7 protein-coding genes are annotated in these 13,419 nt (G+C 71.4%); 4 read left to right on the top strand and 3 right to left on the bottom strand.

Features of this window, described 5'->3' with window-relative positions; genetic code table 11:
* Positions 1 to 249: 249 nt before the first annotated feature.
* From J2X36_RS23985 to J2X36_RS23975, 3 genes are read left to right on the top strand one after another with little or no spacing between them, the layout of a single operon-like run.
* Positions 250 to 948, top strand: a complete 699-nt coding sequence (locus J2X36_RS23985; protein WP_310354417.1) for a response regulator transcription factor — start codon at positions 250 to 252, stop codon at positions 946 to 948.
* 24 nt (positions 949 to 972) lie between these two features.
* Entirely contained in the window at positions 973 to 2,400 is a 1,428-nt protein-coding gene (locus tag J2X36_RS23980) for a HAMP domain-containing sensor histidine kinase (protein WP_310354415.1), read from the top strand.
* On the top strand, positions 2,397 to 5,321 hold the full coding sequence (locus J2X36_RS23975; RefSeq protein ID WP_310354414.1) for a bifunctional [glutamine synthetase] adenylyltransferase/[glutamine synthetase]-adenylyl-L-tyrosine phosphorylase: 2,925 nt from the start codon (positions 2,397 to 2,399) through the stop codon (positions 5,319 to 5,321). Before J2X36_RS23980 ends, J2X36_RS23975 begins: the two co-directional genes overlap by 4 nt.
* A gap of 78 nt (positions 5,322 to 5,399) precedes the next feature.
* On the opposite strand, the gene J2X36_RS23970 is transcribed toward J2X36_RS23975, so the two are convergent.
* Positions 5,400 to 7,778 carry an ATP-binding protein gene (locus J2X36_RS23970; RefSeq protein ID WP_310354413.1) on the bottom strand — a complete coding sequence of 793 codons (2,379 nt, stop codon included), beginning with the start codon at positions 7,776 to 7,778 and terminating at the stop codon, positions 5,400 to 5,402.
* A gap of 177 nt (positions 7,779 to 7,955) precedes the next feature.
* The gene (pepN, locus tag J2X36_RS23965) at positions 7,956 to 10,610 is read right to left on the bottom strand and encodes an aminopeptidase N (protein ID WP_310354411.1); all 2,655 of its coding nucleotides are present in this window, start codon (positions 10,608 to 10,610) and stop codon (positions 7,956 to 7,958) included.
* 296 nt (positions 10,611 to 10,906) lie between these two features.
* Between pepN and J2X36_RS23960 the strand changes: the two genes are divergently transcribed.
* Positions 10,907 to 11,701, top strand: coding sequence for a class I SAM-dependent methyltransferase (locus tag J2X36_RS23960; protein WP_310354409.1), 795 nt, complete (start codon positions 10,907 to 10,909; stop codon positions 11,699 to 11,701).
* Positions 11,702 to 11,752: 51 nt separating this feature from the next.
* Here J2X36_RS23960 and J2X36_RS23955 read toward each other — a convergent pair whose 3' ends face one another.
* Positions 11,753 to 13,387 carry a hypothetical protein gene (locus tag J2X36_RS23955; protein WP_310354407.1) on the bottom strand — a complete coding sequence of 545 codons (1,635 nt, stop codon included), beginning with the start codon at positions 13,385 to 13,387 and terminating at the stop codon, positions 11,753 to 11,755.
* Between the last annotated feature and the right edge of the window lie 32 nt (positions 13,388 to 13,419).

The raw sequence follows: 13,419 nt of genomic DNA, 5'->3' as shown, positions 1-13,419 counted from the left end.
ACAACACAACACACATTCCCTCAGCACGATCACGCCGCACCCAACACCGAGACGGGCCGCTTCCCAACCGGGACGCGGCCCGTCTCGCGTTGCGGGCAAGCGACGCGACCGGCCCCATCCTTAATCATTCGTCATCCGCCGGCGATCTGCGCGTAAGGCGCGCTCGGCGATGCTGCGGCTCGTCTGGATGGGGCGTGACAGGGGAGGGCGCCTTCCCGAACCCGGAAGGGCGCCCTATTGAGCATTCCCATGCGTCTCCTGATCATCGAGGACGACCGTGAGGCCGTCGCCTATCTCGTGAAGGCCTTCCGCGAGGCGGGCCATGTTGCCGACCATGCGCAGGACGGCCTCGACGGTTACGCGCTCGCGCGGGAGGGCGACTACGACGTGCTCATCGTCGACCGGATGCTCCCGAAGCTCGACGGCCTCTCCCTGATCCGCTCGTTGCGCGAGCAGGGCGTCGGCACCCCGGTCCTGATCCTCTCGGCGCTCGGCCAGGTCGACGACCGGGTCAAGGGCCTGCGCGCCGGCGGCGACGACTATCTGCCGAAACCCTACGCCTTCTCCGAACTCCTCGCCCGCACCGAGGTGCTGGCGCGCCGCCGCGCCGCCGCGCCCGGCTCCGCCGAGCCCACGGTCTACAGGGTCGCCGACCTCGAACTCGACCGTCTCTCGCATCGGGTCACGCGGGCGGGCCGCGAGATCGTGCTGCAGCCCCGCGAATTCCGCCTCCTGGAATACCTGATGCGCCATGCGGGGCAGGTCGTGACGCGCACGATGCTGCTCGAGAACGTCTGGGACTATCATTTCGACCCGCAGACCAACGTGATCGACGTTCATGTCTCGCGGTTGCGCGCCAAGGTGGACAAGGGCTTCGAGCATCCGATGATCCACACGGTGCGGGGCGCCGGCTACATGGTCCGGGCCGAGGAGGCCCGCGCCTCGTGAGGCCGCGTGGCTGAGGCGTCCCCGATGAGCGCGCGGACGCTGCCGCCTCCGGAGAACCTGCCGGCGCGCCTCGGCAAGCTGTTCCGCACGACGGCCTTCAAGCTGTCGCTCGCCTACCTCGTCGTCTTCGCGGCCTTCGCCTTCTTCGCCCTCGGCTACGTCGCCTGGAACGCGCGGCGCGTCCTCGACGACCAGATCGTCTCGACGATCGACGCCGAGATCAACGGCCTGTCCGAGCAGTACAATGCGGGCGGCCTGCGCCGTCTCATCGCGGTGGTCGAGCGCCGCTCCCGCGAGCCCGGCGCCTCCCTCTACCTCGTGACGACGGCGGCCGGCGAGCACGTGGTCGGCAATGTCGGCGAGGTGCCCGCACGGCTTCTCGCCTCGCCCGGCCAGACGGAGGCGAACTACGCCCGCAGCGGCGAGGGAGGCGGCTACGACCACCGGGCGATCGTGCGCATCTTCACCCTGCCCGGCGGCTTCCGCCTCCTCGTCGGCCGCGACGTCGAGGAGCGGGATCGGCTGCGCGCCGTGATCACCCGGACCTTCGGCTCCTCGCTCGCCCTCGTCGTGCTGCTCGGCGTGGTCGGCGGCTGGTTCGTGGCGCGCCGCGTCCTCAAGCGTGTCGACGACATGACGGAGACGACCCGCACCATCATGGCGGGCGACCTCGACGGGCGCCTGAGGGTCGCCGGCAACGGCGACGAACTCGACCGGCTCGCCCAGAACCTCAACGAGATGCTGGAGCGGATCGGCGAGCTGATGCGGGGCCTGCGCGAGGTCTCGGACAACATCGCCCACGACCTGAAGACGCCGCTGACGCGCCTGCGCAACCGTGCCGACGAGGCCCTGCGCACGGCCCGCACCCCCGAGGATCTGCGCGCTGCGATCGAGTCGGTGATCGAGGAGAGCGACGGCCTGATCCGGATCTTCAACGCGCTCCTGATGATCGCGCGGTTGGAGGCCCGCAACGCCCGCGAGACCCTGGCGCCCCTCGATATCGGCCGCACGGTGCAGGAAGTCGGCGAGCTCTACGAGGCGCTCGCGGAGGAGCGCGGCCTCGTCCTCGCGGTGCGGACCGAGGACGGGCTCGTCCTCGACGGCAACCGGGAGCTGATCGGGCAGGCGCTCGCCAACCTCATCGACAACGCGATCAAGTACGGGGCTGGGGGCCAGCCCCGCATCAGCGTCGCGGCCCGGCGCAGCGGCCCCGACATCGCGATCACGGTCGCCGATCACGGTCCCGGCATCCCGGAGGCCGACCGCGCCCGGGTGCTCGACCGGTTCGTGCGGTTGGAGGAGGCGCGGACCCGGCCCGGTTTCGGGCTCGGGCTCAGCCTGGTCGCGGCGGTGGTGCGCCTGCACCAGGGGTCCATTGCCCTGAGGGACAATGACCCGGGCCTTGCCGTCGTGGTAACTCTGCCCGTCCGCAGCGAGGGCGAACGGGCATGAGCGAACACGGCAGCGCGCGGGGGATCCTGGCGGAGCGTCTCGGCGCGGCGCCCCCCCTCTCGGATCCCGCGGGGGCCGAGGCGCGGCTCGCCGACATCGCCGAGGCACTTCCGAAGCGGTATCTCGCGGGCGTCGTGAGGGCCCATCTCCTCGCGCTGGCCGACCATTCCCCCTTCCTGTGGCAACTCGCGTCCCGCGACCCGGAGCGCCTCGCGCATCTCCTCGGCACGAACCCAGAGACGCGCGTCGCCGAGATCATCGCCGACCAGCGGGCGGCCGGCCGGCCCGACGGGGGTGCCGTCGACCTCGAGGCGGTCGGTCGGCGCCTGCGCGAGAACCGCGCCGCCCACGCCCTTCTCGTGGCGCTCGCCGATATCGGCGGCCTCTGGCCGCTGGCCACCGTCACCCGCGCCCTGTCCGACTTCGCCGACGCCTCGGTCTCCGCAGCCCTCGACGCCCTGCTGATCCAGGCGGCCGAGGCCGGTCGCTACCGGCCGCGCGAGGCGGCCGAGCCGCAGACGGGCTCCGGCCTCGTCGTGCTCGGCCTCGGCAAGCTCGGCGCCCACGAGTTGAACTATTCGAGCGACATCGATCTCGTCGTGTTCTTCGATCCCGAGACTGCGCCGCTGAAGGAGGGGCTGGAGCCGACGCCGTTCTTCAGCCGACTCGCGCAGGGCGTCGCCAAGCTCCTGCAGGAGCGCACGGCGGACGGCTACGTGCACCGGGTCGATTACCGGCTGCGGCCCGATCCCGGATCGACGCCGACGGCGATGAGCCTCAACTCCGCCTACACCTACTACGAGACGCTGGGGCAGAACTGGGAGCGGGCGGCCTTCATCAAGGCCCGCGCCATCGCGGGCGATATCCCGGCGGGCGAGCGTTTCCTCGCCGATCTCCGGCCCTTCATCTGGCGCAAGTACTTCGATTTCGCCTCGATCGCCGACGTGCACGCCATGAAGCGGCAGATCCACGCGGTGCGCGGGCACGACACGATCGCGGTGGCGGGCCACGACATCAAGCTCGGGCGCGGCGGCATCCGGGAGATCGAGTTCTTCGTGCAGACGCAGCAACTCGTCTTCGGCGGCCGCCGGACCGCCCTGCGGGGGCGGCGCACCATCGAGATGCTGGGCAGCCTCACCGAGGAGGGCTGGATCGGTTCGGAGGCCCGCGACGCGTTGAGGGCCGCCTACGACTTCCTGCGCACGGTCGAGCATCGCCTCCAGATGGTCCGCGACGAGCAGACCCAGCGCCTGCCGGCGGATCCGAACGAACTTGAGAGCTTCGCGCGCTTCGCGGGTTTTCCCGGGCTGCCGGATTTCGAGGCCGCGCTCCTCCAGCACGCGCGGCGGGTGCAGGCCCATTACGCCCTGCTGTTCGAGGCCGAGCCCGACCTTTCGGCCGAGGTCGGCGACCTCGTGTTCAGCGGCACCGGCGACGACCCGGCGACCCTGCAGACCCTGAGAGCCCTCGGATTCCGCGAGCCGGAGCGGGCGGCCGAGACCGTGCGAGGCTGGCATTTCGGGCGCCGTCCCGCCGTGCGCAGCCCCCGCGCGCGGGAGGTGCTGACCGAACTGGTGCCGGCCCTGATGCAGGCGCTCGGCGGCACGCCGGACCCCGACGCCGCCCTCGATGCCCTCGACCGCGCCTTCGGGCGGATGCCGGCGGCGGTGGAACTCCTCACCATCCTGCGCTCGCACGAGCGACTGCGGCTCCTCTTCGCCGACCTCCTCGGCACCGCGCCGCGGCTCGCCGACACGGTCGCCTTCAGCCCCCACGTCCTCGACGCGGTGATCGATCCCGCCTTCGTCGATCCGGCCACCGATCCGGCCGGGCTTGCCGATCAGTATCGCAGTCTCGTCGGCGCGCCGGGCAGCCACGAGGATTTTCTCGACCGCAGCCGCGACGCCGCGCGCCAGCTCCGCTTCGTCACGGGGGCGCGCCTTCTCTCGGGCATCCTGACCCCCGAAGGCGCGGGCCACGCCTTCGCCGGCATCGCGGAGGCGGCCGTGGCCGCCTCCCTCCATGCCGTCTCGGACGCCTTCCGCGCCGATCACGGCACGGTGCCGGGTGGACGCATGGCGGTGCTGGGCTTCGGGCGCCTCGGCTCGCGCCAGCTCACGGCCGAATCCGACCTCGACCTCGTAGTGCTCTATGATTTCGACCCGGAGAACCGCACCAGCACCGGCCCCCGTCCCCTCGACGCGGCGGTCGCCTACAACCGGCTGACGCAGCGCCTCGTCGCGGCGCTCACCGTGCCGACGCGCCGCGGCGGGCTCTACGAGGTGGATCTGCGCCTGCGGCCCGGCGGCGGTCAGGGCATGATCGCGGCACAACTGCGCAGCTTCCGCAGCTACGGCCTGGAGGAGGCCGAGCTCTGGGAGCACATGGCGCTGACCCGCGCCCGGGTGATCGCGGGAGACCCGGATCTCGGCGCCGAGGTGGCGGAGGTGATCCGGGCCATCGTCTGCCAGTCGCGCGATCCGGCTTCCGTGAACCGGGCGGTGCGCGAGATGCGCGCCCTCGTCGCGCGCGAGAAGGGCGATGGCGGGCCCCTCGACCTGAAGCTCGCGCCCGGCGGCCTCCTCGACCTCGACTTCCTGGCCCAGGCGCTGGTGCTCGGCCACGCGGCGGCCCATCCCGACCTCGCCGGCCTCGACGCGCCCGGCGTCCTGCGCCGCGCGGCGGGTCACGGGCTTCTGAGGGAGGACGCGGCCGAGCGCCTCTGCGCCGCCTACCGCCTGCTCGACGACGTGCACCATTGGCAGCGCCTGATGGTCGAGGGCGACCCGACCGCGGCCTCACCCGTCGCGCTCGCGCGGCTCGCCACCGCCACCGGAATGCCGGACGCTCGGGCACTGACCGCGCGCCTCGACGCGGAGCGGGCGGAGGTGAGGGCGCTGTTCGAACGGCTGCTGAGATAGGGGCTCAGGATCGCGAGGTTGCGCGCGGAGACCTCGGGGTCTCGTCCGGGCGCGCGAGGGGACCTGTGTTTCCCCCTCTTACACCACTGCCGGCTGGACGGGGCTTGGGCGCAGGCTCGCGCCGGAGGCTTCGCGGAGCGCCGCGACGGTCTGCTGCGAGGCTTCCTCGGCGGCGAGAGCCCGGAGGCGCTCCTGCGTCGGGGCGGGCAGGCGGACGAGGACGACCGTGCCGAGCCCTTCCTCCGAGCGGATGCGGAGCGAGCCGCCGTGCAACTCGGCCATCGAGCGCGCGATCGCGAGGCCGAGGCCCGATCCGTTGTGGCTGCGGGTGAGGTTGGTCTCGACCTGCGCGAAGGGCGCGCCGAGCTTCGGCAGCGCCGCTTTCGGGATGCCGATGCCGCTGTCCTCGATGTAGAGGTGGACGTGATCGCCGGACGAGCGGGCGCGCACCATGAGGCGCCCCTCGGCGGGGGTGAACTTCACTGCATTCTGCATGAGGTTGACGAGGATCTGCTGCAGCGCCCGCTCGTCGGCGAGAAGGCGCAGGCCGGGGCTCAGATCGACGCTGATCGCGAGGGATTTCGCCCGTGCGGGCTCGGCGACGAGCTTGATCGCGCTCTTCACCGCCGCGTCCACGTTCAGATCCTTCCGCACCAGCTTCACGCGGTGCGCCTCGATGCGCGACATGTTCAGGATGTCGTCGATGACCGACAGCAGGTAATTGCCGCTGGAGCGGATGTCCCGGCAGTACTCGGCGTAGCGCGGCGAGCCCAGCGCCCCGTAGACCTCCGTCTCCATGAGCTCGGCGAAGCCGATGATGGCGTTGAGCGGCGTGCGCAGCTCGTGGCTCATGTTGGCCAGGAACTCGGACTTCGCCTGGTTGGCGCCCTCGGCGGAGGCCTTCTGGTCGAGGTAGCGCTCCGCGAGGTCGGCGAGCTGCTGGGTCTGCAATTCGAGGGTGCGGCGGGAGCGCTTGAGGTCCTTGACCGTCTCGATCAGCTCGCGCTCCGAGGCGACGAGCTGCTCCTGGTGTCGTTTCAGGTTGGTGATGTCGGTGCCGACCGAGACGTAGCCGCCGTCCTTGGTCCGCCGCTCGCTGATCTGCAGCCAGCGGCCGTCCGCGAGTTCGGCCTCGAAGGTGCGCGAGGTGGCGCCCGCGTGCTCCGCATCCGGCAATTCCCGCCGGACCCGCGGCAGCACGCCCCGGCCCATGATCTCCCCGTAGCGGCGCCCGGGCTGCGCGTCCTCGGGGCTCAGCGCGTGCAGGTGGCGGAACTTCGAATTGCAGAGCACGAGACGGTTGCTCGTGTCCCACAGGACGAACGCCTCCGAGATCGCCTCGACCGCGTCGCGCAGGCGCATGTCGGCGGTGGCGGTCGATTCCACGAGGTTGTGCTGCTCGGTGACGTCGACGGCGATGCCGACGAGGTGTCGGCCGCCGTCGCCCGGATCCGGCACGATCTCGGCGCGGGTGCGCAACCAGACGTAGGCGCCGTCGGCCCGGCGCATGCGGAACGCGTGGTCCACCGTGATCTGGTTGGCGGCGAGCCCGCGGGCGAGGCTGTAGAGGTCGCCATCGTCCGGATGGACCAGGGCATTGACGTCGCCGAAGGAGAGGAACTCGCGCTCCCGGCGGTAGCCGAGCAGCGCGTACATCGAATCCGACCAGTAGATGCGCCCACGCGGGATGTCCCAGTCCCACAGGCCGCAGCCGCCGCGCCCGAGCGCCGTATCGAGGCGCTGCTTGATCTGCTCGCAGAGCTTGTCGACCGCGTGCGCGCGCCGGGTCTGCAGGCCGTAGGCCACCGCGATGCCGATGATGACGAGGCCGGCCGCACCGAGCAGGATCGCCTGGTTGCGGGCACGCTCGCTCCAGGCGGCGAGCGCCTCGTCCAGGGGCTGGACCACCGCGACGCGCGCGGCGCCCGCGCCGGGCAGGCGGTGCATGGTCGCGAGCGCGCTCCCGCCGCTGGGCAGGGTGACGCTCATCACGCCGGCGCGCTCGGCCAGCACGCTGAGGGCCTGGACCTCGCCGAGCACCTCGGGCAGCCGGGTGACGGATCCCGGCAGCGCGGGATGGGCGGCGATGATCTGCTCGCCCGGGGTGACGATCAGGATCTGCCGCCCGCCATGCAGCGAGCCCTGCGGCAGCAGGGCGTCGAGGCGGCCGGGGACCTCGCGCTGCTCGAGGGCCGCGGGCAGGGCAGCGGCGGCGAGGCGCGCGAAGGTCTCGATCTCCCTGGCCGTCCGGTGCAGGACCTCGTCCCGCTGCACCTGGAGATGCAGGGCCGCGACGCCGCCGAGGCAGGCCAGGAAGGTCGCCAGCAGCGCGGGGACGGCATAGCGCAGCCAGGTCTCGGCGCGCACGAAGCGGGCGTGGGTCGCACGCGAGGGGCGGTGGATGCCAAGAATCGTGTCCGCGCGCGCGGAGAGGGAAGCGGAATCCGCCTCCGGCATAGCCGAACCTCGTCGCTCTCGGTGAAGGTCCGGGGCGGAAGAACGCTCGCCCCGAATCAAGGATATATGATCATCCGAGCGGCCAACTTGTCCACGGCTTTCTCGGCGCCCGGCTTGACAGAACGGACCCCTGTTGCCGGCGGGTTCGCGCTCTGCCCGAATCGAAATTTTCCAGCGTTAAGAATGTGTTAACGGAGTGCCGAGGGTGCGCGTGAGGATGTCGGCGACATCGCGCGAGAGGCCCTCGCGGGACCGCATCCCGGACAGAATTTCTCCGGCCTTGGAAGACCTTGCGGGCTCCAGCCGGCGCCAGGAATTGAAGGTCGTGAGAAGCTTCGCCGCGATCTGCGGATTCGTGCGGTCGAGTGCCTCGACGGTCCCGGCGAGGAGGGCGAAGCCGGCCCCGTCGAGCCGTGCGAATTGCGTCGGGTTGCCGAGGCCGAAGCTGCCGATCAAGGCGCGGACCCGGTTCGGATTCGACATCGAGAAGGCGGGGTGGCGCTGCAGCCGGGCGATCCGGGCGAGGGTCCCCTCTTCGGGGATCGTGGCCTGGATCGCGAACCACTTGTCGAGGACGAGGGGCTCCTCGGCGTAGCGGGTGCCGAAGCTCTCCAGGGCTCTCTCCCGTGCCGGACCGGGGATCAGGGCCAGGGTTGAGAGCGCGGCGAGCCGATCCGTCATGTTGGTGGCGGCGGCGAGCTGCGCTTCGGCGAGCTCGGTCCCGGCCGCAGGATCGGCCGCGGCGATGAGGTCGAGGGCCGCGTTGGCGAGCGCCCGGCGCCCGGCCGAGGCGGCGTCCGGGCTGAAGGGACCTCCGTCGGCCGGCGCCAGCGCCTCGCGCAGTCCGGAGAGGCGGCCGCGAAGGCTTCGTCCGAGATGCCGCCGCAGGGTCTGCCGCGCGCGGTGCACGGCGTCCGGATCGACGTCGCGGCCGATCTCATTGGCGATCTCCCCCTCGCCCGGCAGGCCGAGGACGAGGGCGGCGAAGGCCGGGTCCGCGAGGGCCTCGGTGTCGAGAAGGCCGCCGAGCGCCGCAGCGTAGGCCTCGGCAGAGGGCCCCGCCTCGTCGGCCTCGGGGCTGCCGGCGGCTGCGCGGTCGAGGAGGAGGCGCATCGCCACGCTCTGGGCCGCCTGCCAGCGGTTGAACGGGTCGGAATCGTGCCGCAGCAGGGCCAGCCGCTCGGCATCGTCGAGCGCGATCTCGAGGCGCACGGGTGCCGAGAAGCCCTGGAACAGGGAGGGTACCGGCGGCTCGGAGACCGCCTCGAAGGTGAGCGCGTCCGAGGCCTCCTCCAGCACGAACACTCCGTCCGAGACCCGCGGGCAGGTGGATTCGAGCGGGCCGGACCCGCCCACGAGACCGAGGGCCACGGGGATCACGAGGGGCGTGCCGTCCCCGCCGGGCAGGCTCTGGCGCAGGCTCAGGGTGTATCGGCGCGCGGACGCGTCGTAGCTGCCCTCCGCCGTCACCCGCGGCGTGCCGGGCCGCTCGTACCAGCGGGCGAAGGCGGACAGGTCGCGCCCGCTCTCGGCGGCGAAGGAAGCGAGGAAATCCTCGACGGTGGCGGCCCGGCCGTCGTTCTCGGCGAAGTAGCGGTCCATGCCGGCCCGGAAGGTCCCGGGCCCGAGGAGGGTCCTCAGCATCCGCACGATCTCGGCGCCCTTCTCGTAGACGGTCGCCGTGTAGAAGTTGTTGATCTCGGCATAGGCCCTCGGCCGGACCGGATGGGCGAGGGGGCCCGCATCCTCGGGGAACTGGCGGGCGCGCAGGGTTCGGACCTCGCCGATCCGGTGCACGGCGCGCGAGCGCATGTCGGAGGAGAATTCCTGATCGCGGAAGACCGTCAGGCCCTCCTTCAGGCAGAGCTGGAACCAGTCCCGGCAGGTGACGCGGTTGCCCGACCAGTTGTGAAAGTACTCGTGGGCGATGATCGCCTCGATGTTGGCGTAGTCGGTGTCGGTCGCCGTCTCGGGATCGGCGAGAACGTACTTGTCGTTGAAGATGTTGAGGCCCTTGTTCTCCATCGCCCCCATGTTGAAATCGGACACGGCGACGACGCTGAACACGTCGAGGTCGTAGGGGCGGCCGAACGCCTCCTCGTCCCAGCGCATGGAGCGCACGACCGCGTCGAGGGCGTAGCCGGCGCGGGAGCCCCTGCCGGGCTCGACGTAGACGGCGACGTCGACCCCGCGTCCCTCCATCGTCGTGAAGCGGGTCGCCACCCGGTCGAGCCGTCCGCCGACGAGGGCGAAGAGATAGGCGGGTTTCGGGTGCGGATCGTGCCAGACGGCGAAGTGCCGGTCCGTCCCCGCGACCGGGCCCGCCTCGCCCGGGTTGCCGTTGCCGAGCAGAACCGGGGCTTCCTCGCGTCCCGCCTCGATCCGGGTCGTGTAGACCGACAGCACGTCCGGCCGGTCGAGGAAGTAGGTGATGCGCCGGAAGCCGTCCGCCTCGCACTGGGTGCAGTAGACGCCGTTCGAGCGGTAGAGGCCCATCAGCTTGGTGTTGGCGGTCGGGTCGATCTGGGTCTCGATCCGAAGGACGAAGGGCCGCTGCGGCGGCCGGTGCAGGGTCAGGCTGGAGGGCGTCGCGGCGAAAGCCTCCTCGGGCGGCGCCTGCCCGTCGAGTTCGAGGCCGAGGAGGGTCAGGTCGTCGCCGTCGAGGAAGAGGGGGGCGCCGGCCTCGCCCGCCGGGTTCGGGCGGATCGCGAGCGTGGCCGTCACGCGGGTGTCGTGGGGCGCGAGGCGGATGTCGAGATCGACCCGGTCGATCAGGTGGTCGCTCGGCCGGTAATCCTCCAGCCGGATCGTCTGGGGCGTCTCGGTGCGCATGGATCCTCCGGCAGCCAGAGCGGGGACCCGCTTTCTCACGGCTCCGCCCCGCGACGCAACGCCGGGGCCAGGGCTGCCGCGAAGGCGCTGACCGGTGTTAGCCGATCTTAAGGATGTTCCGGCATGGCTTGATCCGTTCCTGCACGGGCCGGGCCGGCTCGAATGCCGGTGGCCGGGCTCCCGAATCGTGCGGGCAGTTCACCACGGCCCCTTGAGCCTCCGGACGGCCCCTCCCGCAGGACGGTTCGCTGCCCGGACGGCGGGATGAGCGGCTACGACGATCGGGTTGCTGTCGGATGAGTACGCACGCCAACCGCCGCAACCTGATCGGGCAACGGGCGGAACGCTTCAAGCCGCCCGTGTTCCGCCCGAGACGGTCCCGGTGGGACGACGTCCTCGCCGGGGCGCGGCGCTTCCTCGACCTCCAGGCCGGGTCCGCCTGGCGGGACATGCGCGCCGAGTTGGCGACCGCGTCCGGCAGCGTGCTCGATGTCGGATGCGGCGCGCAGGTCTTCCGATCCCTGCTGCCGGCAACGGCCCGCTACCGCGGCATCGACACGAAGGACGCCAAGGACCGGTTCGGCTACGAGGTGCCGGATACCCACTATGTCGAGAGCGACGATTGGGGAATCGCTCCGGGCTCCGTCGACGTGGTTCTCTGTACCGAGGTCCTCGAGCATGTCGAGGCGCCGACGCCGTTCATCGCGACCCTTGCCCGCTGTCTCCGGCCCGGCGGTCGCCTCGTCCTCACGGTTCCCTTCGCGGCCCGCTGGCATTTCATCCCTTACGATTACTGGCGCTACACGCCATCCTCGCTGGAGATCTTGCTGCGTCAGGCCGGGTTCGATCGCATCCGCGTCACGGCGCGGGGCAATCCGCTCACCGTGGCCTGCTACAAGGGCATGGCGCTCGGGCTCACCCTCCTGCTGGACGCGGACGGAAACCCGCTTCGCCGCACGGCGCGGCGCAGCCTCGGCATCGCCCTGCTGCCGGTCCTCGGCCTGCTCGCCACGATCGGCACCCTGTCGCTGCGGTCCGATTGGGGCGAGGATTGCCTCGGCTACACCGTCACCGCGCATCGTCCGGGATGAGGATCGCGCCGAAGCGGCCTGCTCTCACTGCGGGACGTCGGACATCACGCGTCAGGGCAGGGGAGCGGCGCCCTCCCGGACGCGATCCGGCCAGCACGGGCCGCGCGGTTCCGGCCGCAGCATCGTCGAGGGCATCGCCAGAACGCGGCCGGCAAGGCTCGCCTGCACGACATCGAGCCGTGCGAGGTAGTGGAATAGCGGTCCGTCGTTGGGCGGGGTCCGGGCGGCGGCGAGAAGATCGCATCCGCTGATCGCGAAGGCGGGTTCGCGCAAGGCCCGGCCGAGTTCGTACAGCGGCGTGACGGCACCCACTCCCAGCAGGGTGCAGGCGATGGCCGCCCGAGCGATGCTCGTGCCTGAGACCGCCGCGCCGACGCGCAGGGCCAGCAGCGCCAGAGCGGGGATCGACGCCCGCATCACGAAATCGGTCCCTCCGAGCCGGTAGAGCGGTACGAGCAGCAGCAATCCGACGACGAGCAGGATCTCGCTCCGGAAGCCCCGTGAGGTGATCGCGATCCGGTCGCGCGCGAGCCCCAGCACGATGAGGGCCGGCCCGAGTTCGAGGGCGACGAAGAGGACGTAGCGGATGACGAAGAGGTCGCTCAGTTCGTGCAGGCCGTGCGGAACGCGCGCGGCGTCCGAACCGAGGTAGAGGGCGACCGGGATCAGCCCGAGACCCGCCAGCGCCGCAATCGCCGACGATCGAACCGTGACGCGGCCTCGGGGCAGATCCCTCAGCAGGGCGCCGATCAGGAACGGCACGGCGCCGATCATGCTCAGAGGCGACCAGAACACGCAGAGACCGAAGATCACGGCGAGCGATGGGACCCGCAAGGCGTCCGCCCGCCAGAGACAATAGGCTCCGACGAAGATCCAGCCGGAAGCCGCGTGGTTCGGGACCCAGAAGATCTGGGTGACGTGGGACGAGAATTGCAGGTTCTTCGCCCATTGCTCCAGGTGAGTGCCGAAGCCGAGGGGCTGCTCGGTCAGCCAAGTGCCGATGACATCCCAGCCGCTGAAGCCGATGAAGAGCGCCAGAAGCGTCAGGCCGCGCCGGCGCGGCCGCACGATGCGGGCGAAGCCGTAGAAGAGGCATCCGAACAAGAGACCGTTCTGCGCCAGAAGCGCCCCGTGCGCTGCCTGGAGGCCCGCGAGCTTCCCGACGGCGGCCGGAACCAGGAACAGACCGAGGGGCGCGCGCAGCAGCGTCGGGTCCCCCCTGTAGAGGTATCCGACCGGCCAGGGCTCGGCGACGAGGTCGTGCAGCACCGCGTCGCGGATCAGCCAATCGTCGTTGGCGAAAACGAGGTGCGTCTCCCCGCCGAGCAGGCAGAGCGCGTAGCCGGCCGCGAGCGCGATCAGCAGGAGAGGCGCATCGAGCGGCTCGCGCGTGCGGGCGCAATCCCGGAGCACAGGGACGAGCGCCGCCAGGATGGCCGCCAGGCAGCCCGCTGCCAGCACAGAGCTCGCCAGGTGCGTGGCGAGGAACAGAAGGTTCGGTGCCGCCACGAGGAGGACGACGACGCAGAAGGGCAGGTGGCCGAAGCCCGCGCCTTCGTGCGCCCGACGGGTCTCGCCGGCCCGAGCGTCGGCGCGAGCGGCCGGGCCTCGATGCGCCTCAAGGGGGTGAGCCGCGGGGCGCTCCGGTCCGACAACCGACCGATCCAGGTCCCGGCTCGCGATCACGATCCTGCTCCGGGATCCCCGCTTGCGTGCTC

The sequence above is a fragment of the Methylobacterium sp. BE186 genome (assembly GCF_031457035.1).
Classification (GTDB): domain Bacteria; phylum Pseudomonadota; class Alphaproteobacteria; order Rhizobiales; family Beijerinckiaceae; genus Methylobacterium; species Methylobacterium segetis.
The sequence above is the reverse complement of the archived record's forward strand: the minus strand, read 5'-3'. Positions and strand labels throughout refer to the sequence as shown.